The sequence below is a fragment of the Phyllobacterium sp. 628 genome, from assembly GCF_014189505.1.
Lineage (GTDB): Bacteria > Pseudomonadota > Alphaproteobacteria > Rhizobiales > Rhizobiaceae > Phyllobacterium.
Genome location: NZ_CP050301.1, coordinates 32916 through 54626, shown reverse-complemented (window position 1 = coordinate 54626; position 21711 = coordinate 32916). Strand labels below are relative to the sequence as shown.

Genomic DNA, 21711 nt, shown 5'->3' with positions numbered 1-21711 from the left:
GCTCAACCAAATATATGAAGTGCAGCCAGACCGACAGACGCTGCAAGGCCAATAGCAAAACCGGCAGCCAGTGCCGCCACAAGCAGACCGGTTCCAAGCCATACGCCATCCTGTTCGCCAAGGCCAATACTGAGCAGGACAATGCTGAGCGCTGGCAGCTGATTGACGAGCGGAATGGGCAGAACGACAAGGAAAGACAACAGGAGGACGAGGATACTGATGATCCGCTCCATGATTGCCTGCGGCAGTGGCCAATAACGCGGACGTGCAAGCTTTTCAAACCGGGTCAGCAATGGTTCGAGTTTCAGAATAAACCGCCGGTAGGTTGTGATGCTCATGGATTTGCGGCGCAGGAACGCCGGAAACCACGGGTTCTCCATGCCGATCAGCAACTGGCTCGATAGAAGGATCAGCGGGATACCGAAGATTGTCGATGAACCCGGCGGCAGAGGAACCAAATTCAGCGCCGCAAAAAGAATGAACAGAGCGACAAAACCGCGCTCGGAAAGAGCGGACAGGATATCGTCGAGCGAAATCCTGTCCGCGTTGGTTTCACCAAGTTGGACCAGAACGCTGGAGAGGCGCCGTTCGGTCTGGTTACCCGCAGGACCCCAGTTGGACGGTTTTTCGTCAGCGTTCATATAAGTCCTCCGTTGATGGGATTATGCTTTTTTACCTGCCTCAGCGATAGGAGCTGCAGAGACACGTTCTGCATCCATCGTTAATTCCGGCGTTAGCCCGGGCTCAGGTTCATCGTTCCGGGTTTTCCAGAGCGAGCTGATAATACCGGCGGCGAGAATGCCGAGTGTGATCGACAGTGACCACATTGGCGGTATCTTTGCCAGTCCCAAAGCGTCAGCCACGAATATCTTTCCGCCAATGAAAACAAGCACAAGCGACAGTGCGTATTTCAGATAGACAAAGCGGTGGATGAGGCTGGCGAGAGCAAAGTACAGCGCGCGCAGGCCCAGGATTGCAAAGATGTTAGAGGTGAAGACGATATAAGGATCGGTGGTAATGGCGAAAATGGCGGGAATGGAATCCACCGCGAAGATCACGTCCGCCAGTTCCACCATCACGAGGGCCAGCAACAGGGGCGTGATCCACAGTTTGGACTTGCCCGTATGCGGGTCGGTCCGGCGGATCATGAATTTCTGCCCGTGCAACTCGTTTGTCACCCGGAAGCGTTTGCTCATGAATTTGAAAACGGGATTGGCCGAAACATCGAACTCATCGCCGCCGGCCATGAGCATACGGATGCCTGTGATTATCAGGAACGCGGCAAAGAGATAGAGAACCCACTCATATTGTTCAACAATTGCGGCACCTGCTGCGATCATGATGCCGCGAAGGATAACCACGCCAAGAATGCCGTAGACCAGAACGCGGTGCTGATATTGTTTGGGGATGGCGAAATAGCCGAAAATCATGGCGATGACGAAAATATTGTCCATCGCAAGGCTTTTCTCGACCACAAAGCCGGTGAGATATTGCATGCCGGATTCGCTGCCCAGCTCCCACCAGATGAAGCCGCCGAAGGCGACGCCAAGACTGATGTAGAACGCCGAGAGCAAAAGGCTCTGGCGCATGCCTATATCGTGATTTTTTCGATTGAGAACGCCCAGATCAAGGACGAGAAGTACAAGGACAAGGGCAAAAAAGCCAAGCCACATCCATAGGGGCTTGCCCATGGCGTCAACAAACAGAAGCTCCATGTGAAAAATGATCCGCCGGCATCGGTTCCAGATTACAGCTCCGACATCACGAAAGAGCCGGTAACTTTCGCCAGAGGGGCCCGGTGCTGCAATTCTGCTTGAATTGGGGAGGCACCGGGATCAATGCAAGGGTTTGATTGAAATAAATAATCTGAATCGGCTGCGGCGCGTCAATGCCTTTGGTCTTAGCGGGTTGGAACGGGGTTTTCGCCGCGATAATCGTAGAAACCGCGTCCGGCCTTGCGTCCAAGCCAGCCGGCTTCAACATATTTCACCAGGAGCGGGCAGGGACGATATTTCGAATCCGCCAGACCGTCATGCAGCACCTGCATGATCGACAGGCATGTATCGAGGCCGATGAAATCGGCAAGCTGCAGCGGTCCCATTGGATGGTTGGCGCCGAGCTTCATGGCGGTATCGATGGCTTCAACCGAGCCGACGCCTTCATACAGCACATAGATGGCTTCGTTGATCATCGGCAGCAGAATACGGTTGACGATGAAGGCCGGGAAATCTTCCGAGACCGTTAGTGTCTTATCAAGGCTGGTCACAAAAGCGCGGGCGGATTCGAACGTAACGTTTTCCGTGGCGATGCCGCGAATGAGTTCAACCAGCTTCATGACCGGAACGGGATTCATGAAGTGGATACCGATAAAACGCTCAGGCCGATCTGTGGTCGCGGCAAGCCGCGTGATCGAAATGGATGAGGTGTTGGTGGCCAGAATGGCTTCGGGATTGAGATTGGGACAAAGCTGGGCAAAAATCTTGCGCTTAACGGTCTCGTCTTCCGTAGCAGCTTCAATAGCCAGATCAACGCCTGAAAGGTCTTCCATGCGCAGGGCAGGGCGAATTTTTGCCATTCCCTTGACGCGTTCGGCTTCTTCAAGTTTGCCGTGCGATACCTGACGGGCCATGTTGCCGTTGACGGTAGCAATAGCCTTTTCCAACTGGTCGGCCGACTGGTCGTGGATCAAAACATCATAACCGGCCAGTGCACAGACGTGAGCAATACCTCCGCCCATTTGTCCCGCGCCAATAATGCCTACCGTTTTGATCGAGCCAGCCATGTTTCCATCCGTTTGTTTTATATATCATACAAACTAAATGGCCGGGGTAGCATTCGTCTACCCCGGCCATACAGATTCATTTCAATCTTTCGATTAATTTCAGAGCGCTTTTTCGAGCTCCGGCAGGATGACGAAGAGATCGCCCACGAGGCCATAATCGGCGACCTGAAAGATCGGTGCTTCTTCGTCCTTGTTGATCGCAACAATGACCTTGGAGTCTTTCATGCCGGCCAGATGCTGGATCGCGCCGGAGATGCCGACTGCGATGTAAAGATCAGGTGCCACTACCTTGCCCGTCTGGCCAACCTGCCAGTCGTTCGGGGCATATCCGGCATCGACGGCAGCGCGTGAGGCGCCAACGGCCGCGCCGAGCTTGTCGGCAACCGGAAGGATGACTTCCTTGAACTTTTCATTGGAACCGAGCGCACGGCCGCCGGAGATGATGATCTTCGCCGATGTCAGCTCAGGACGGTCACCGCCGGAAAGCTTGGCTTCGATGAACGTCGACAGACCCGGATTGGCTGCTGCCGAAACGTTTTCGACAGAAGCCGAACCGCCTTCGCCAGCCGCTGCAAAGGTCGCGGTACGGACAGTGATGACACGCTTGGCATCGGTCGCCTGAACGGTCTGCAGGGCGTTGCCTGCATAAATCGGACGCTTGAATGTATCGGGCGCAATGACCTCGATGATGTCCGAGACCTGCATGACGTCGAGCAGGGCAGCAACGCGCGGCAGGATGTTCTTGCCGTTGGTGGTTGCGGCAGCAATGATCGTGTCATAATTGCCTGCGATCGAAACGATCAGCGCAGCCGTGGCTTCCGCAAGGCGGTTGGCCAGATCGTCGCTGTCGGCGAGCAGAACTTTCTTGACGCCAGCAAGCTTGGCAGCCTGATCGGCAACGCCCTTGGCGCCCTTGCCAGCCACCAGAACATGCACATCGGAACCGATGGCAAGTGCTGCCGTCAGGGCCTTGGCGGTCTGGTCGGAAAGGGTCTCGTTGTCATGTTCGGCAAAAAGAAGAATAGCCATGGTGAATTCCTTTCCTGATCTTAGAGAACGCCGGCTTCGTTCTTCAGCTTGCTGATGAGTTCGGCCACGTCCTTGACCTTGACGCCTGCCTTGCGGCCGCTTGGCTCGTCGGTCTTGAGAACCTTGAGGCGCGGCTTGGTGTCAACGCCGTAATCGGCTGCTGTCTTTTCATCCAGCGGCTTCTTCTTGGCCTTCATGATATTAGGCAAGGAAGCATAGCGCGGCTGGTTGAGGCGCAGGTCCGTCGTGACAATGGCGGGGAGTTTGATTTCGATGGTCTGCAGACCACCGTCAACTTCGCGCGTTACCTTTGCGCTATCGCCGCCAAGTTCGACTTTCGATGCGAATGTGCCCTGGCTCCAGCCGAGCAATGCCGCAAGCATCTGGCCGGTCTGGTTGGCATCATCATCGATGGCCTGCTTGCCGAGAATGACCAGCTGTGGCTGTTCAGCGTCGACAATGCCTTTCAAAATCTTGGCAACAGCCAATGGCTCGACAAGATCGTCGACCTTGACCAGAATGCCGCGATCGGCGCCCATGGCAAGAGCAGTGCGGATGGTTTCCTGAGCCTGTGCAGGTCCGATGGATACAACGACGACTTCCTCGACCTTGCCGGCCTCTTTCAGGCGCAGGGCTTCCTCGATCGCGATTTCGTCGAACGGGTTCATCGACATTTTCACATTGGCAAGTTCAACGCCTGAACCATCGCCCTTAACTCTGATCTTCACATTGTAATCGACTACCCGCTTTACCGGTACGAGGACTTTCATGGGGACTCCCTCTCATAAGAACTGCAAGCAGGTTTAACTGCCGGGCAATGGCACCCGCTTGCCGGATGCCGACATTGAGGTGAAAAAAACGACACTGGGGCGTGTCAGGATCGTGCGGGACCGTAAATATGACTAACGTAAAGGTCAATCATGCAGTTTACGCTTTGTCCGATCTTAAACGATTGAAAGTTGCAGGTTTAACGGCCCCAACGCGTCGAAGGCATTTCCGGTGGTGTTTGCGGCGGCTCCTTCTCGACAATGACAGCGCGCGGCGAAACAATTGCGCGATCAAACAGCGGAACGCTGCGGCGTTTGAAAGGAACCAGCAACAGCGCGCCAGCGATGATGCCGCCGACATGGCCGGACCATGATATGCGGTCCTCGCCATGGGTGACAAGCATCACAAACTGAAGCCCAACCCATAAGGCGAGAGGGTAAAGCGCAGGGATGCGCAAGGGAATACGGCCAAAGGCGAGCACCCACACCCGAACACGCGGATGCAGCAGGAGATAGGCGGCAACCACGCCTGCGATCGCTCCTGATGCTCCGATCAGCGGTCCCTCGGATTGAGGATCAAGCGCACCGTGCATGAAAGCACTGGCGGCGGCACAAAGCAGGTAGAAAATGAGAAATTTGATATGGCCCATCGCATCTTCGACATTGTCGCCAAAGACCCACAGGAAAATCATGTTGCCCCCGATATGCCAGAGGTCGGCATGGAGGAAGGCGTAAGTTATGTAGGTGAAGTATGTAGGGACGAAATCATATTGGTCAGGGAGAACCGTCATATGGTGTGCCACGGACGGAATATAACCAAAACCGATAGATGCCGTTTTGGAATCCGCTCCGGCCAGACTCGTCAAAGCAAAGATAAGAACGTTCAAGCCGATGAGGGACAGGGTCACATATTGGCGTTTGATGTATTTGAGGCTGTTGGCGTCGTAGAGTGGTATGAACATTCGGCGCCGTTCCCCCGTTCAGCGGTTCTTACCGGGCACCCATAACACGTCCTTTGCGCCATTGTCATTGACGGCGCGGGCTGCAACGAAGAGAAAATCCGAAACCCGGTTGATGTATTTCAGTGCTGCTGGCGTGACGATCTCATCCGGCTTCTGCACCAGCTCCACCATATGCCGTTCGGCACGCCGAGCGACAGTGCGGGCCAGATGCAGTGCGGCAGATGCAGGCGATCCGCCCGGCAGGACAAAGGAACGCAAAGGTGCCAGCTTTTCATTCAACAGATCGATATCGGCCTCGACGCGCAGAACCTGGCTGTCAATGATGCGCAGGGGTTCGTAATCAAGTTTCTTGCAAGTGTCAGGCGTTGCCAGATCCGCGCCAAGATCAAACAGATCGTTCTGGATACGCACCAGCATGGCGTCGATGTCAGGGAATTCTTTCTCTGTGTAGAGTCGCGCAAGACCGATGCAGGAATTGGCTTCATCCACAGTGCCATAGGCCTCGACGCGAAGGTCGTGCTTCAGACGGCGGTCGCCGCTGCCAAGGCCGGTTGTGCCATCATCGCCTGTCCTGGTGTAAATCTTGTTGAGCTTGACCATGACGGTTTCAGCTGGCAGCGCGGTGGAAATAGATCGCACCGACAATCAGAATAATCGCGACCAATTGCAGGAAAATGCGCAGTTGCATCATCTTGTTGGAAAAGTTGGCATCGCCGCCCTTCATCATATTGCGCAGGCCGATCAGCAGCACAATGGTGACCGCAGCGATGGCGACCAGCGCCAGAAACTTGAAGATGATATCCATGGTTCTTTCCTTTTCAGGCCAGTCTTCTTCTCAGGACTGGCCGGCAAGCATGCGGTATAGCGCACGCGACGACAGAAATCTGCGGGCAAAAACAGCAAATTTCGCAGGCCGTGTGACCAGATAGTGGGGTTTCGGGCGTGAATTTTCCAATGCGTGCCTGAGCACAGCATAAACGGCATCCGGACCCAGTTTGGCGAGGGATTTTGTGCCGCCTTGCGATAGCCGCGCGATCTGTTTGCGGTAAGCTTCGCGATGCACGGAACTCTCGACGTCAATGTATTTTTCGATTTGCTTCAGCGCATTATAGGTGAAACGCGATTCAATTGGTCCCGGCTCGATCAGGGAGATATGAATGCCTGACCCCTCGAGTTCCATGCGCTGAACCAGCATCAGGCCTTCCAGCGCGAATTTCGAGGACACATAGGCGCCGCGCCATTTCATCGGCACGAGACCGAGAATCGACGAGCAATGGACGATGCGCCCATGTCCCTGACGTCGCATGACAGGAACAATCTGTTGGGTCAGTTCATGCCAGCCAAAGAAATTGGCATCGAACTGTTCACGCAGACCTTCTATCGGCAAATCTTCGACGGCGCCCGGCAGCGCATAGGCCCCGTTATTATACAGCGCATCGAGTGTTCCGCCGGTTTGCGCCAGCACATCCTCGGCAAGTTTCTTGATGGATTGAGGTTCGCGGTAATCAAGATAATAGGCGGAAAGACCGTCTGCTTTAAGAGCTTCGATATCCTGCTCCTGCCGCGCGGTTGCAAAGACAGTCCACCCATCGGCTTTCAGTGCGCGGGCGCAATAGGCCCCGATACCGCTGGAACATCCTGTGATCAAAATCGTTCTGGAACTGGTCATTCTTTTCCGATTGGTTCAAACCGACCTGTAAAATCAAAAAAAGACTTCACATATTCGCCTATGCCTTGCAATGTCACGAGCCAAAGGGGCAAACCATTTTTGATGCGTAGAGTATATGCTTTTCTCCGGCGGGTGGCCTTCGATACATTGAGGCATTTCAGCACGGATGACGGCTGGGCTTTTGCCAGCCACATCGCCCTTTCCGGCATTTTGGCGTTGTTTCCGTTCCTGATTTTTGCCACGTCCCTTGCCAGCTTTCTTGGTGCCAGTGCTTTTACCGATACGGCGGTGCATGTCGTGTTTGACACGTGGCCGGAAGTGATTGCCCGGCCCATTGCGCAGGAAGTGCGCAATGTTCTGAATGTCCAGCGCGGTGGATTGCTGACCATCAGCGTGATCGCCGCTGCCTATTTTGCCTCCAATGGTATCGAGGCGCTGCGTATCGCGCTGAACCGGGCATACCGGGTGGTTGATACACGCTCGATCATCTACTGCCGTTTGCAGAGCCTGGGCTATGTAATCGTGGCTACGATCGGCATCATGGCGATCAGCTTTCTGTTGGTGCTTGCGCCGCTGGCATTGCGCATCGCGACACGGTGGATACCCGAACTTGATCTTCTGTCGGGTACTATCGGTTTCTGGCGCTATTGCATCGCCTCAGCCGTGCTGATCGTCGGGCTGCTGGTCGTGCATCTTTGGCTGCCTGCCGGGCGGCGCAGACTTGTCGACATCCTGCCAGGCATTTTTCTGACGCTGCTCGCATGGACCATCGGCGCGACGATCTTTGCGAGTTACCTTGAAACTTTTGCGTCCTATGTCACGACCTATGCGGGTCTTGCTTCCATCATGGTCGCCATCGTCTTCCTCTATATTATCGCCGCGATTTTCATTATCGGTGCCGAGGTCAACGCAGCCATCATCCATTATCGTGAGGGCAGGGTTGCCAAGCGTCTCTGACCCGTGGACAGGGCAACGCCGAGCGTGGCGACGGCCATGCCGCAGAGCTGGAACAGCGTCAATGTTTCACCGAAAAGCGCGTAGGCCATCAACGCGGTAACGCCGGGCACGAGATAGAACAGCGAGGCGACCTTCGATACCGCGCCCTGATTGATCAGGATCATCAAGAGAAGCACTGCCCCGATCGACAGCACCATCACCAGCCAGAGCATGGCAAAGCCCAGGGGTGCGGCCCAGATCACAACATGTGTCTCGAACAGCAGCGAACAGATGCCCGTCAGGACGGCCGCACCGAGATATTGCAGCGTTGTCCCCGCCTTCAGATCAATCGTGCCGACAAAGCGTTTTTGCCAGACTGTCCCGGCGCTGATGGCGAGCACCGAGAGGATTGATGCGCTGACTGTTGCGGGCGTGATGCCATCGGCAGAGACGGAAAGTTTTGGCCAGAGAACCATGGCGACACCGATAAAACCGACGGCCAGCCCGGCCCAATGGCGCGGCTGGATTTTTTCGCTAAGGAACGCTCCGGCAATCAGTGCCGTGATCAGCGGTTGCAGCCCGACAACGAGGGCCGACATGCCTGCAGGCAGGCCGCGATGAATGGCCCAGAACACCGCACCGAGATAAACACCGTGGATCAGGCAGCCCGCGATAATGGCGTGCATCGCGCCGAGACGGCTTGGCCAGTGATTTCCTGCCAATACAACCCACGTGCCCAGTATGGCGCCAGCGATGACAAACCTTATTGTCAGAAACAAAAACGGTTCCATATACGGCATGGCATAGCGGGCCCCGATGAAACCGGTGGCCCACAACAGGACAAACAGGGCTGGGAAATAACGAACGGGCATGATGGGTGAACCGGATCAATGGATGTGTTGCTGTGGTGTCTATACCAACAACCGACTGACAACCAGATGTTGTTTCCGTGGGCGGCGCTGAGAATGCAGCGGTGCCTCCACTTTACCCTCCCCCAACGTGGGGAGGGTCGGACCGTCAGGTCCGGGGTGGGGGGAATAACAAATCTGAAACGTAAGAGAGCGTGGCGGTTGTGAGTCCCCCCACCCCGCCGCTGCGCAGCGACCCTCCCCACGTTGGGGGAGGGTGGGAGCCATATTCTGTGATGGTTGACCCTAAAGCCCAACGCGTTCGCGAATCTGTTGAGGCGTCATCCCTTCCAGACGCAAGGAGCGCAATGCGGTATCCTTCCGGCTTTTGGAAAGTTTCTGGCCATCCTGATCGAGGATCAGCGCATGATGATGATAGATCGGCGGTTCGAGCCCGAGAATGTGTTGCAACAGCCGGTGAATGCTGGTGGCGTGAAAGAGATCTTTGCCGCGCACAACATGGGTAATGCCTTGCAGCGCATCATCAATAACCACGGAGAGATGATAGCTCGTCGGCATGTCCTTGCGCGCAATGATGACGTCACCCCAGTCCAGCGGCCGCGCCTGAATGGTGTTCCCGGTCTCGTTCCAGAACAGCGTCTGGCTGACATGTTCCATCGCCCGGTCCATGTTGAGACGCCATGAAAATGCGCGTCCTGCATTCATGCGTTTCGCGCGTTCACTTGGGGAGAGTGTGCGGTCGGATAAGGGATAAAGTGCTGCGCCGTCCGGATCATGGGGCCAAACACGATTCTCTGCTGTGGCCTTTTGCACTGCGTGCTTGATGTCGTTACGGCTGAGGAATGCCGGATAGACCAGATCCATGTGGATCAATTTATCCAGCGACACACGGTAAACTTCGAAATGTTCGGACTGACGGCGCACCGGCGTTTCCCAATTGAAACCCAGCCAGCGCAAATCCTCCTGCATCGTGGCTTCGAGTTCGGGCGTGCAGCGTTCTCGGTCGATATCCTCCATGCGCAGCAGCAGCCGTCCGCCGGTTTCCCCTGCCATTTGCTGATTCAGCAAGGCGGAATAGGCATGGCCGAGATGCAGGTGGCCATTGGGACTGGGAGCAAAACGGAAAACCGGGACAGTCATGAACTGGGATTCTTGCGTGAGGACCTTCAGGATTGATACGGTGTTTGTTGGATGATGAAAAGTGAGTGGCAAGGCATGCGCAGAATAGACACGCTTGACGATGTTGCGGAAGGGCTTGCCGCCTTGATGGTGGCGCATCCGGAACTGGCAGCCATTGCCGCGCGCGCCGGACCCTTGCCATTGCGCAGGCAGGCGCCGGGTTTTGAAAGCCTTGCCTCGGTGATCGTCTCGCAACAGGTATCGAAAGCCAGCGCCGATTCGATCTGGAAGCGATTGGTGCACCATGTCGATCCATTGACGCCGGAAAATTATATTGCCGCTGGAGAGGAAGCCTGGCGGCTGGCGGGATTGTCGCGGGCCAAGCAGGCGACCCTTGCCCGCATCAGCCAGGCGATCATTGCCGGCGAACTCGACCTTTTCGATCTCTGCGACCGGCCCATCGACGAGGCTATGACCATCATGACCAATGTGAAGGGGATCGGGCCGTGGACAGCGGAGGTTTATCTTCTGTTTTCAGCGGGACATGCGGATGTATTTCCGTCCGGGGATGTGGCTTTGCAGCATGCCTATGCCCACGCCTATGCCGAATCAGTGAAGCCTGATTCGAAATCCCTGCGGCTTTTGGCGGAGCGCTGGTCGCCTTGGAGGGGTGTCGCAGCCCGGCTTTTCTGGGCTTATTACGCTGCAACCCGTGGCCGGGATGGTACACCGGTGGGATGAAGTTGAAATAACGGGGTTTTTTGCACACTGCGATGCAATGCCGCTTCACATTCCTGTCACCTCAAGCTTACAATAATAGGGCCTGATGGTTGGACTAGGAGGTGATTCCTTGACAATAGCCGTCTCGCCGGACGGGTTACCGGCCCTGGTACTCAATGCGGACTATCGTCCGCTCAGTTATTATCCCTTGTCGCTGTGGTCCTGGCAGGACGCGATCAAGGCGGTCTTTCTTGACCGTGTGAATATCGTTGCAGAATATGAGCATGAGGTTTCCTCACCCTCGTTCGCAATGCGGGTACCGAGCGTCGTTTCCCTGAAAACCTATATCAAGCCGTCGCGCACACCGGCATTTACACGATTCAACGTGTTTCTGCGTGACCGGTTTGAATGCCAGTATTGCGGGTCGGAGGATGATCTGACCTTCGATCACGTTGTGCCGCGCTGCGCCGGTGGTGCCACCATCTGGGAAAATGTGGTTGCGGCCTGTTCTCCCTGTAATTTGCGCAAGGGCGGGCTGATGCCCGACAAGGCCAAGATGTGGCCCCGGCAAAAGCCCTATCCGCCGACCGTGCATGACCTGCATAACAATGGCCGGATGTTTCCGCCGAACCATTTGCACGAAAGCTGGATGGACTATCTCTACTGGGATGTCGAACTGGAGCCGTAACGACTCCAGTCTCCAGATGGTTACGAAGGCGGCTTAAGCCGCCTTTTTTGCGCCGCGAAACGCGATGAGTGCCAGGATCAGGCTGGCAATGGCATTCCAGCCGGCGAATGACAGGCCCAACACGCGTAGAGCTGCCGTATCGCACGCTGGCGGGTGGATCGAATTCATATCGTTCAGAAGATTACCCGCGTTGGTCGTAATCGACATGCTGACGGCGGTGCAATCGGTTGGACCTTCCCAGAATTTCCATTCAACGCCGGAGTGGAACACAGCCAGCCCGAGGCCAATCAGCATCAGGATACCGCCCAGTGCCAGAAGCAGGCGCGTGAGCCCCGCGGGCCATTTGAGCGTGGAGGATGCTACCGCAATCGCCATCAGGGGAATGCCTGCATAATAGGGAAAGCGTTGCTCAAGGCAGAGTTTGCACGGCAGGTAGCCGCCAATGTACTGGAAACCGAGGGCTGAGCCGACTGTAACAATCATGGCAAGCAGCAGGAAAACAGCTGTCTTCAGGTGGGGCGAATGGGTGGCTGGGGTCATGATGGTTCTGACATCCTCATTGAACGGGCGGGCAAATCAGGAGCTGTAATAGTGCAGTATGGCGTAAAGGAGGATCAGTACGACTGCTGCTGCCGCCGCAATCAATCCGAGGCGCTTTTCGATGAAATGACGGATTGGCTCGCCATAACGGCGCAAAAGCCACGCCAGAAAGAAGAAGCGTGCGCCGCGGGTGATGACTGCCGAGACAATGAACAACCATATATTGATATTGGCTGCACCGGACAGGATCGTCACGATCTTCATTGGGGGCAGGTGGGCAAGGCCCGAGGTGATCAGCAGGAGCAGGATCGCGTCAGCGCTGGTCGATCCGCGCATCTGTTCAAAAGCATCGAGTTTGCCATAGAATTCGAGCACCGGCTTGGCCAGTGCCTCATAGGCGTAGTGGCCGAGAAACCAACCGGCAATACCGCCAAGAACCGAGAAAATTGTTGCGACAAGAGCATAGCGATAGGCCCGTTCAGGCCGTGCCAGCGCCATTGGCAGAAAGAGAACATCGGCAGGAACAACGAAAACAGAGCTTTCGACAAAGGCGATGAAGGCCAGCCAGACTTCCGCCGATTTGCGGGCGGCGAGAGACATTGTCCAGTCATATAGTCGGCGCAGCATGAAATGGTTCCTGTTTGATCTGTTCGATAAAGCTCGCGATCCTTAACCCATGCTCGGACAAAACGGAATCATTTCAGCGAAATTTCTGTGGTGGCGGTGAAAACGAGGCAGGCTGTTTGATCTTGGGTGGTCAATCCGGCTCTATCGCCACTGTTTCTCCTGCGCAACACACAGTGATGTTATCCCTTCAGAAAAGCTTGGAATGGTGTTGACCGAAGTGGGGACTGCCTGTATTTGGCTTTTACGGCTGTGGTTCGCCCACGGCTGACGCTCATTGCGGCCCCCTTGGCGGAATTGGTAGACGCGCCTGACTCAAAATCAGGTTCCGAGAGGAGTGCTGGTTCGATTCCGGCAGGGGGCACCAAATCAGTATTAAATTTATTTGTGCTGCTCTTCCCGTTTTTACTTTTTTATGAAGTCGTGCAAGACGACATCAACTGCGAGTCCAAATAGCCCGCTATCGACCTAGTCTAGCGTGCCTTAAACTTTTCAAGCCAATGCGAATATAGCTCATTTAGTGCTGGTTGCTTTTGTAAATCTTGGCGATACGAGGTGCTCAACAGCAGATTTTATGAAGCAAGATTAGATAAGCGAAAATTGCTATTGAATTTTTGAAAAGGGACTGACATTGCTAGATTGAATGTTGTCCGAACTTGGATAGATAATGAGATATATTTCAGCGCTGGACGGCTTGCGCGCGCTAGCAGTCATCATGGTGATCGCGTTTCATTGTCAGCCAACTGTGGTGCCGGGTGGATATATTGGCGTCGATATTTTCTTTGTCCTCAGCGGTTATCTGATTACTTCCAACCTGCTGCTGGAATGGCAAAAAGATAATGATATCAATATCCCTAGATTCTATTTTCGAAGAATTAAGCGCTTGGCTCCTGCCCTTTATTTTTTCTGGGATGTTATGCGTTTATGGCTCTTTTCTCAAGTAAATCGAATGAGCACTTTAGTGCGATCGCTTACACCGCAACGTATTTGATGAATTGGGCAAGAGCTTTTGGATGGGGTTATGAAACACTTCTCGGTCACACCTGGTCTCTTGCCGTCGAGCAGCAGTTCTATCTTGTGTGGCCCATCGTTCTCCTTGGTATACTCCGCTTTGGGGGATATCAACGGGCGACTTGGGTAGTTCTTGCTCTGTTGATTGTTGCGTTTGCGTGGAGGCAGTTGTTAATTTGGTATCAGTTTTCTGGCAATCGCATCTACAACGGCTTTGACACGCGAGCAGATGCGATTTTGATTGGTTGTTTTACTGCGTTTTTAACGCTTCGCCGAAGCTCTTGGTTTCGAATATATAGTGTTTTCTTTATTGGTTTATTGGCTTGGTTCGCGATGCGAGGTTATTGGAGCTCAAACATTCTGTCTTGGGGGGCGCGGTAATCTCTGTATTTACCGCTGGATTTGTTGTGGCCACAACGGCGGGAGGCTTGGCGAATTGGGTAGCCGTGTTATTATCGGCGCGTTCGATGGTCTTCATTGGAAAGATTTCGTACGGTATGTATCTTTGGCATTTTCCGATACTTGGCATAGTCTCGCGCATCAATCTCAATGATTTTGCGAAAACCGGGCTCGTCTTCGGGTTTACGATTTTGGTCGCGTCTTTTTCTTATTATTTTATCGAACGACGGTTTCTATTCAGACAACCATTGCGCATAGACCAAGGTCAAAAGTTGTCACAAGCAGCATGATTACGGCTACGCGTAGTGGATTTGCCACGTGATAGTGTGGCCGACGGTGATGAAATAAAGAAAGAGATGAGGTCGAACACATTGCTCACACCAGAGTTCCTTATCGGAATTCAATACCCGTGCTGATTTCTCTCAAGTAACCATCATTCGAACCCGAAGCTTCATATTTCGTTTAACGAATACAAAAAGTCTCCGTTTGCCGGGATATATGGTAGGGCTGACGCGGCGCTCACCGGGGTATCGAGCGAATACGGGCAGGATTGCTTTCCATTCTTTTGGAGGTGGCCGTCCAAAGTTTGTCGAAGATATTATAGCCTTGTTTTTAGGTTGGTGTCGCCCGTTTTGCGTCCCAGCCACGCGTGATCATTGCTATGCCAAAGGCCAAGCGCTCGGCAATTGCACAGCCGAGCCGCATTGCGTCAAACCTTACTTTCTCTGATTGAATCGGTTGCAAGTTTGATCGGATCGGTTGCAAGATAATACCCAGTTTTGTCCATATTTATAACGATTGAAATATGAAATAGGGTCATTAAGTGGTGATCCATGTGAGTTTTGTGACAAAATTACAACAATATCATCCTAAAGTCCAATAATTCGTAGATTTATTGGACAAAATTGGGTGCATTCTGTTTTCGCATCTGTCAGCCTGTTCGAGCAAAAGTACGACTATTCCTATTTGGGGGACTAACTATATGAATATCAAATCACTTTTACTCGGCTCTGCAGCAGCTCTCGTCGCTGTTACAGGCGCACGCGCCGCTGATGCCGTTGTCGTCGCCGAGCCAGAGGCAGTCGAATATGTTCGCGTTTGCGATACATATGGAAAAGGCTTCTTCTATATTCCTGGAACGGAAACCTGCTTGAAGATCGGCGGTTATCTTCGTTACGACGCAAAAGCGGGTGACGATCCCTACGATGGCGGCGAGCGCGGCACATGGTGGAAGCGTTCACGCGCGACGCTTCGTTTTGATGCCCGTTCAGAAACCGAGCTTGGAACATTGCGCTCCTTTGCCGAAACCCGGTTTCAGTACACCAATGGTGTACAGGAAGCGGTTCTTCCTGCTGCTTTCATCGAGCTTGGCGGGTTCCGCATCGGTCTGTCGGATTCGCAGTTCTCGAGCTGGACAGATTATACGATCGGCATCATCTCTGATGACGTGATTTCCTATGGTGCGTTTGAGAACAACCAGGTCAGCTATACCTATACCGGAACAAACGGTTTCTCGGCCACGATCGGTCTAGAACAGGGTGTTAGCGGCTTTGTGATTGATGACTACATGCCCCACGTTGTGGCCGGTGTGAAGTTCGAACAGGGTTGGGGCAAAATCTCGCTGGTTGGCGGGTATGACTCAGTGGTTGAAGAATTTGCCGGTAAACTACGTTTGGATGCCAAGTTCTCCGACACGGTTTCAGCGTTCATCATGGGCGGCTATAATTCCGATGGCGACAAGCGCAATGCCTTTGCACAATGGTATGGCGATTACGCGGTTTGGGGTGGTGTGACAGCCAAGGTTTCCGACAAGGCGACAGTGAATGCACAGGCTGCTTATGAAGAAGGCGGCACATTCGCTGGTGCTTTGAACGTGGCGTACGAACTTGTTCCCGGCTTCACCATCACACCGGAAGTCAACTACACCTCGTTTGACGATAGCCGCTATTCCGGCGGCGATGCTTTCCAGGGCATCCTGCGCTTCCAGCGCAATTTCTAAGCAGTCAAACCATTTGACGGTGCATTGTTCTGTGCCGTCAAATTGCGAAGCAATATGACCTCCAGTCGATTGAATCGCAGAAAACGGCGGGCCTATGCCCGTCGTTTTTGCTTGGCGGGACGTTAGAGGCATTGCCCTTCTCGCCATCAACATTCATCAAAACTGACAAAACAACGTGAACTGTCACGCAGTTGTTGGGCTCGCGGGAATATGGTTCTCTGCGTGGGCGCCGATTTAAGGCTGCACTTATCCCGGCGTACCATTTTCAGTTATTTTTTTACTAGGGAGAACGCGATATGACACAGACTCCAATAATTATTCTTGTCCATGGATTTTGGGGTGGGGCTGCCCACTGGGCCAAAGTGATCGTAGAATTGACACGGCTGGGTCACACATCGATCAAGGCAGTCGAATTGCCTTTGACCTCGCTGGCTGATGATGCCGAACGCACGCGCAAAATGATTGCGCAGGAAAGCGGCCCGGTGCTGCTGGTGGGCCATTCCTATGGCGGTGCTGTCATAACCGAGGCTGGCAACCAGCCTAATGTGGCTGGTCTGGTTTACATTGCTGCCTTTGCTCCCGATGCGGGCGAAAGCCCCGGCGGCATTACGGGAAAAAACCCGCCCCTTGGCGCACCCAATCTGGCGCCTGATAGTGATGGCTATCTCTGGGTCAAGCAGGACAAGTTTCACGAAAGTTTCTGTCAGGATCTGACGGTCGACGAAGGTCTCGTCATGGGCATTACCCAAAAGGCGCCGCTTGCCAGCACGTTTGGCAACGAGATCAGCAATCCGGCCTGGAAATCGAAAAACAGCTGGTATCAGATTTCCAGCGACGACCGCATGATCCATCCAGCCAATCAGGCGTGGATGTCCGGCCGGATGAACGCAAAAAAAGTAATCACGCTGGCATCGAGCCATGCGTCACTGGCCTCAAAACCGGTCGAAGTTTCGGCGCTGATCGACGAGGCTGCCAAGTATCAGTAATTTAATTACGCTATTTCAATGCGTTATGAGCCCCGGCGCCTTTTCTGATGCTGGGGCTTTTTATGCGGGAAGCGCTGCGTGGGCTGGGCAACAGTTTACGTTGGCAAAGTTCTTCGTTGACCCCTTATAATCAGACACGTGACAGACCACATTCAGCTTGGCGTTTCGAGCTGTAGAGGCACCGCATTCTTTGATTTACGCGTCGCCCCGCGGTCATTTATGCGCATGACGGAGTATTTGAATGCAATCTTTATTGGACGCGACTTTGGGTTCGCCGCACGCAAGTGGCGGCGTCTGGCCAGCCAAGCGCAGTGAGTTGCTTGATTGGCTGATGATCGAAACGCGGGACCAGCGCTTCATCGACAACATTCTGGTGGAGCTGTGCGAAAGACTTGATGCTGTGCATATTCCGGTGGCTCGCGCGTCTCTGCATTTGAGGATTCAGCACCCCCAATGGCGCGGTGCCCGAATGTTGTGGCGCAGAGGATTGGCAGAAGCGGAAATCCGTACGTTTGAATATGGCGCGGAACAAACTTTTGAATACTTGAACAGCCCTCTGAATGACATCTACAATGGTTCGAACGAGGTTCGATGTGATCTGGAGGATATGAGCGGCAACACGCCGAAATATCCGGTCTATGATGAATTGCGGGCCGAAGGGCTCACGGACTACATTGCCTGGCCGATTGATCATACGCTCGGCAAACGGCACGTTGTCGCCTTTTCAACGGACAAGCCCGGCGGTTTCAGCGATGAACATATTGCGGCTCTGCTGGACCTGCTTCCTGCTTTGGCTCTTGTCAGCGAAATCCGGCTGAAGAACCGCTTTGCCCGTACATTACTGGAAACCTATGTCGGACCCCATGCGAGTGAGCAGATCCTTGCTGGCGCAACGACACGTGGCAGTGGTGTTACGGTCGGTGCTGCGATCCTGATCTGCGACTTGCGCCATTTCACCGGGATTTCGGACGCATGGCCGCGCGATGATGTGATCGAATTATTGAACGGTTATTTTGACGCGATGTCAGAACCGATTGAAAAATACGGCGGGGAAATCCTCAAATTCATGGGCGACGGGCTTCTGGCAATTTTCCCGCTCAGCAATCCCGAAGCGTGTACCAATCTTCTGCGGGCGATCAGCGAGGCCGACGCTGCCATGGCCGTATTGAACGCCGGGCATATAAGGGAAGGGCGCAAGCCGCTCGGCTACGGAATTGGCGTTCATGTCGGCGACGTGATGTATGGCAATATCGGCTCACGCAAACGTCTTGATTTCACGGTCATTGGACCCGCCGTCAACATTGCGTCGCGTCTGGAAACTTTGACCAAGGTGGTCAAGCGTCCGGTTCTGCTGTCAAAGGCTTTTGTGGATTTATCAGGATGTGAGTCCAAGCTGGAAAATCTTGGTTCACATGCCCTGAGGGGCCTTGATGAGGAAATTGGCGTCTTTGCGTTCTCTGGCAACTGTTTTACTGCAGAGGATGCGTTGGCCTGAACTTGTCGAACGCGATAAAACGAGGAGAAGAATAATGGCAACCCCGCCGCGCCGCCCGACAAATCCGATGGATGCCGCAGAAGCGCTATTCAAGCCGGCGAAAGCCAAGCCCGAAGCGCCCAAATATGAAGTCCGGGCTGTTCCCAACGCCAAAGAGCTCGTGTCGATCCGGATTGACCGGGCTGTCCTTGACTATTTCCAGAACGATGGACCTGGATGGCAAGACCGTATCAATGATGCCTTGCGCGTTGTTGTTCAGGGAAAGATCTGAAGCAGCCGTCTATTTCCGGCCCGTCAGTTCGCGCAAACGCTCGCGGACGAGGCGCGCGATGTTCTGGGTGCGGCGATAGAGGTGAATCTGCGCTGCTGCCTGCCGGGCCGCGCGATCGGATCCCGGCGTCAGGCCAATAACCAGCGTGCCGACGGTTTGGCGTTCCTGAAACAGGCGCGAGGCAACAGGATGATCGGGAACGGCACATGAATCCGTGCGTTCGATGTTTGGGTCATCCAGATGGTTCTTGAGCATTTCAATCATCAGGAGAACGCCGGGAGAATAGGCTGCGAGGCTTTCGTCATAGGCGGTTTTCCAGGTCCAGGCCTGGCCCGCCTCGACAAAGACCACCAGAATGGCGATGGGCCTGCCATCCAGCTCAAGCGTATGGATGCGGGCGAGATCACGGCCTGCGAGATTGTTGACAGCTTCGCGGGCAAAGGCGGCGCGGAACCGGTCAACGGCCATGGCTGAACCGCGATGGCCTTTCCAGCCGCTGGCTTCGAGTGTGAGGAAGTCTTCCAGACGCGCACGAATTTCCTCTTCGCTGCGGCTGACCGTATAGGTTAGCGTACCCTTCTCGGATAGGCGGCGCCACAACCGGCGATATTCTTTGGCATGACGTGTGCCGAGAGCTTCGCGCAGATATTCATCACCCTCCTTGGTGCTCTCAAGGAACGGGCGCTCGACGGTGTTGATGGTTACAGTCGGGAGATCGCGGTCCAGCGCAACCGTGCGGAAAAGCTGGGCAACGGGGCGGTTCAACAGCAGGTCAGGGAGAACAAGCACTTTCGGAAATTTGAGGTGCTTGCGCGCGAGCATATCGAACAGATCGTTGAGAACGCCAATCGGATCGTCGCGATCAATCAGGGGTGTGCCCTGCGGGCCAAACGGTGTTGCCCAGGCACGCAGGATAGATGAGGAGAACGTGAAGCCGGGGCGCTCGATCGTATAGGGCATCAGGAAGCGCAGGCGGCTCTTCACGTCATTCTCATCGCGCATCACCATGAAACGCACCTGACGGTCATCAAGTCGTGGCATTGCTGGCGCGAGAAAGCGCGGATTGAAAAAGACGTTGGGTTCGATTGTCCGGTAGGCCAGATGCTCCAGTTCCTCGGTCAGGTCGAAACCGGCAGAGGCGGAATAGACGGAAAGTTTGCGCGGAACACCGCGGCTGCCCAGCGTTTCCTCAATCTGCTTGGCCGCATCGCGCGATTCAAAGCCAGCCAGCTGCGAAATGATCTGCGAGGAAGGGCCACCGGCCAGTTCTTCGAGAAGCGGTATTGCAGCCATCAGATTTCTTCCTTGGCAGATGTCCTGCCGGCGAATACGAACATTGTTATGTTGAGACGATTGTACACGGTCAACGCCAGAACAAGCGCTTCAAACACCATAGAGGCAGCCGTCGCACATGCAGCACCAGCGAGGCCGTACAGAGGTATCATAATAATACTGAGGCAAATATTAACAACCAAAGTGATGGCATAGACCGCAGCGCAGATTTTCTGGTGGCCGGCCATATTCAGAAGGCTTTCCGCCGGACCAACGGAGGCACGCGCCACAACGCCGATGACCATGATGAACAACAGCGGATAGCCGTCCGTGAACTGCGTGCCAAACAGCCAGAGCAAGGGTTTGCCGAGCGCAAGCAGGGTGATTGCCATCACCAGAGACGGCCAGAATGTCCAGCGCGCGGTATCCTTGGCGAATTGTGACAGCTGCGCATGGTCGTAGTTCTGCATCAGTTCGGAGTAGCGCTGGGCCGCACCTGCCTTGACGGAAAAATAGACGAAATGCACCAGTGCCAGCAGCTTTACGGTGGCGTAATAGGTAGCCACCTGATCGGGCTCCATATAACGTCCGACCATCAGTACGTCCGCATTGGTCAGCAGAAAGAAAAATCCCTCGACCAGAAAAATCGGCAGCGACACGGCGAACCAGTGCCGGAAATGAATCGAACGCGGTCCCGGTGGCACGACACCTCCGAAGCGCTTGCGAACGGCAAAGAACTGCAGAACCGATGTGCCATAGGTTGCGACAACGGCGGAGCCAAGCGCCGTCATGGCCGTAGGCGCCATGCCGCTGATATGGGCAATGCTCATAATCACAAGGGTGAGAACGGGACGAATGATATAGGTCGGGGTCAGGGCAACCAGCACCCACGAGCGCGAGCGCGCTGTTCCATCCAGCGTATCACCGAGGGCGATCATGGGGAGACATATCAGGCCGACCAGAAATGGTGCGACGTAGTATGGTTCGATCAGGCCGCGCAGGGCATAGATGAGAACCGCGCCTGCCAGCGCAACACCTGTCGTCATGCTGACGGCAAATGCCTTGCTTGTGAAAAGGAGGCCGCGCAGGTGATCATATTGCTCGCGTTCCAGATATTCCGGGACGAAGCGAATGACAGTGGTCTGGAAGCCAAGGCAGGACAGATTGCCAAGTATCACCACCGTGACCCAGACAAGAACGAAGATGCCGTATTCAAAAGGCCCCATCCAGCGTGCAAAAATAACCTGCGAAACGAGAGCAATGCCGGCGCTGACCACGCGAACAAGAAAAGCAATCAGCGAAACACGTTGTGCGACGGCGTGTTCATTCGACCCGTCGAGCAACTGATCCAGGCGCGACAACCAGGGATTAAGGCGCAGTGACAGTTTTTCTGGCAGAAATCGGTCTGCAGTTCTTACCGCAGAAAATCGCACGGCAGCTCCACTTTTTTCAATCCCTCGCTGTATATTCCGTAAACCTTTAAAAACGGTTCGAACAGGTCGAGAGTTGCACGGGAAATACTCGCGGTAACGAAAAAGGCCGCGTTGGTTAAACGCGGCCTTGGGAAATGATG

23 protein-coding genes and 1 tRNA gene are annotated in these 21711 nt (G+C 54.4%); 9 read left to right on the top strand and 15 right to left on the bottom strand.

The window, feature by feature from the left end:
• Positions 1-2: 2 nt before the first annotated feature.
• The 9 genes from HB779_RS01705 to HB779_RS01665 all read right to left on the bottom strand — a co-directional run bounded on the left by HB779_RS01705 (position 3) and on the right by HB779_RS01665 (position 7209).
• The gene (locus HB779_RS01705) at positions 3-641 is read right to left on the bottom strand and encodes an exopolysaccharide biosynthesis protein (protein WP_188344107.1); all 639 of its coding nucleotides are present in this window, start codon (positions 639-641) and stop codon (positions 3-5) included.
• A gap of 21 nt (positions 642-662) precedes the next feature.
• Positions 663-1715 (bottom strand): TerC family protein, encoded by a 1053-nt coding sequence (locus HB779_RS01700; protein WP_188344106.1) that lies wholly within the window; start codon positions 1713-1715, stop codon positions 663-665.
• A gap of 185 nt (positions 1716-1900) precedes the next feature.
• On the bottom strand, positions 1901-2782 hold the full coding sequence (locus HB779_RS01695; RefSeq protein ID WP_188344105.1) for a 3-hydroxybutyryl-CoA dehydrogenase: 882 nt from the start codon (positions 2780-2782) through the stop codon (positions 1901-1903).
• A gap of 99 nt (positions 2783-2881) precedes the next feature.
• Positions 2882-3811 (bottom strand): electron transfer flavoprotein subunit alpha/FixB family protein, encoded by a 930-nt coding sequence (locus HB779_RS01690; protein WP_188344104.1) that lies wholly within the window; start codon positions 3809-3811, stop codon positions 2882-2884.
• A 20-nt stretch (positions 3812-3831) separates the two neighbouring features.
• The gene (locus HB779_RS01685) at positions 3832-4581 is read right to left on the bottom strand and encodes an electron transfer flavoprotein subunit beta/FixA family protein (RefSeq protein WP_188344103.1); all 750 of its coding nucleotides are present in this window, start codon (positions 4579-4581) and stop codon (positions 3832-3834) included.
• 197 nt (positions 4582-4778) lie between these two features.
• Positions 4779-5540 (bottom strand): rhomboid family intramembrane serine protease, encoded by a 762-nt coding sequence (locus HB779_RS01680; protein WP_188344102.1) that lies wholly within the window; start codon positions 5538-5540, stop codon positions 4779-4781.
• An 18-nt stretch (positions 5541-5558) separates the two neighbouring features.
• Positions 5559-6140, bottom strand: a complete 582-nt coding sequence (locus HB779_RS01675; protein WP_188345739.1) for a cob(I)yrinic acid a,c-diamide adenosyltransferase — start codon at positions 6138-6140, stop codon at positions 5559-5561.
• A 7-nt stretch (positions 6141-6147) separates the two neighbouring features.
• Positions 6148-6345 (bottom strand): twin transmembrane helix small protein, encoded by a 198-nt coding sequence (locus HB779_RS01670; protein WP_188344101.1) that lies wholly within the window; start codon positions 6343-6345, stop codon positions 6148-6150.
• Between the two features lie 30 nt (positions 6346-6375).
• Entirely contained in the window at positions 6376-7209 is an 834-nt protein-coding gene (locus tag HB779_RS01665; RefSeq protein ID WP_188344100.1) for an SDR family oxidoreductase, read from the bottom strand.
• 102 nt (positions 7210-7311) lie between these two features.
• Between HB779_RS01665 and HB779_RS01660 the strand changes: the two genes are divergently transcribed.
• Positions 7312-8166 (top strand): YihY/virulence factor BrkB family protein, encoded by an 855-nt coding sequence (locus HB779_RS01660; protein WP_188344099.1) that lies wholly within the window; start codon positions 7312-7314, stop codon positions 8164-8166.
• Here the strand turns inward: HB779_RS01660 and HB779_RS01655 are convergent.
• Together HB779_RS01655 and gluQRS are read right to left on the bottom strand one after the other, a co-directional pair.
• Entirely contained in the window at positions 8133-9017 is an 885-nt protein-coding gene (locus tag HB779_RS01655) for a DMT family transporter (protein ID WP_188344098.1), read from the bottom strand. The genes HB779_RS01660 and HB779_RS01655 overlap by 34 nt on opposite strands.
• 282 nt (positions 9018-9299) lie before the next feature.
• Entirely contained in the window at positions 9300-10154 is an 855-nt protein-coding gene (gene gluQRS / locus HB779_RS01650; RefSeq protein ID WP_188344097.1) for a tRNA glutamyl-Q(34) synthetase GluQRS, read from the bottom strand.
• Positions 10155-10229: 75 nt separating this feature from the next.
• On the opposite strand from gluQRS, the gene HB779_RS01645 reads away from it, so the two are divergent.
• Positions 10230-10874: a DNA-3-methyladenine glycosylase gene (locus tag HB779_RS01645; protein ID WP_188344096.1), complete on the top strand. Its 645-nt coding sequence runs from the start codon at positions 10230-10232 to the stop codon at positions 10872-10874.
• Positions 10875-10983: 109 nt separating this feature from the next.
• Complete coding sequence (locus HB779_RS01640) at positions 10984-11541, top strand: HNH endonuclease (RefSeq protein WP_188344095.1); 558 nt, start codon at positions 10984-10986, stop codon at positions 11539-11541.
• Between the two features lie 33 nt (positions 11542-11574).
• Here the strand turns inward: HB779_RS01640 and HB779_RS01635 are convergent, their stop codons facing one another.
• Together HB779_RS01635 and HB779_RS01630 are read right to left on the bottom strand one after the other, a co-directional pair.
• Complete coding sequence (locus HB779_RS01635) at positions 11575-12081, bottom strand: disulfide bond formation protein B (RefSeq protein ID WP_188344094.1); 507 nt, start codon at positions 12079-12081, stop codon at positions 11575-11577.
• Positions 12082-12117: 36 nt separating this feature from the next.
• Entirely contained in the window at positions 12118-12708 is a 591-nt protein-coding gene (locus HB779_RS01630; RefSeq protein WP_188344093.1) for a YqaA family protein, read from the bottom strand.
• A 279-nt stretch (positions 12709-12987) separates the two neighbouring features.
• Here HB779_RS01630 and HB779_RS01625 point away from each other — a divergent pair.
• The 6 genes from HB779_RS01625 to HB779_RS01600 all read left to right on the top strand — a co-directional run bounded on the left by HB779_RS01625 (position 12988) and on the right by HB779_RS01600 (position 18866).
• Positions 12988-13072: transfer RNA gene (locus HB779_RS01625), tRNA-Leu, on the top strand.
• A gap of 300 nt (positions 13073-13372) precedes the next feature.
• On the top strand, positions 13373-13696 hold the full coding sequence (locus HB779_RS01620) for an acyltransferase (RefSeq protein ID WP_188344092.1): 324 nt from the start codon (positions 13373-13375) through the stop codon (positions 13694-13696).
• A gap of 1401 nt (positions 13697-15097) precedes the next feature.
• Positions 15098-16114 carry a porin gene (locus HB779_RS01615; RefSeq protein ID WP_188344091.1) on the top strand — a complete coding sequence of 339 codons (1017 nt, stop codon included), beginning with the start codon at positions 15098-15100 and terminating at the stop codon, positions 16112-16114.
• 296 nt (positions 16115-16410) lie between these two features.
• The gene (locus HB779_RS01610; RefSeq protein ID WP_188344090.1) at positions 16411-17100 is read left to right on the top strand and encodes an alpha/beta hydrolase; all 690 of its coding nucleotides are present in this window, start codon (positions 16411-16413) and stop codon (positions 17098-17100) included.
• Between the two features lie 241 nt (positions 17101-17341).
• The gene (locus HB779_RS01605) at positions 17342-18595 is read left to right on the top strand and encodes an adenylate/guanylate cyclase domain-containing protein (protein ID WP_188344089.1); all 1254 of its coding nucleotides are present in this window, start codon (positions 17342-17344) and stop codon (positions 18593-18595) included.
• A 34-nt stretch (positions 18596-18629) separates the two neighbouring features.
• Positions 18630-18866, top strand: a complete 237-nt coding sequence (locus HB779_RS01600; protein WP_188344088.1) for a BrnA antitoxin family protein — start codon at positions 18630-18632, stop codon at positions 18864-18866.
• A 9-nt stretch (positions 18867-18875) separates the two neighbouring features.
• Here HB779_RS01600 and bspF read toward each other — a convergent pair whose 3' ends face one another.
• Positions 18876-20159 (bottom strand): type IV secretion system effector crotonyl transferase BspF, encoded by a 1284-nt coding sequence (gene bspF, locus HB779_RS01595; protein WP_188344087.1) that lies wholly within the window; start codon positions 20157-20159, stop codon positions 18876-18878.
• Complete coding sequence (locus HB779_RS01590; RefSeq protein ID WP_188344086.1) at positions 20159-21571, bottom strand: lipopolysaccharide biosynthesis protein; 1413 nt, start codon at positions 21569-21571, stop codon at positions 20159-20161. Before HB779_RS01590 ends, bspF begins: the two co-directional genes overlap by 1 nt.
• Between the last annotated feature and the right edge of the window lie 140 nt (positions 21572-21711).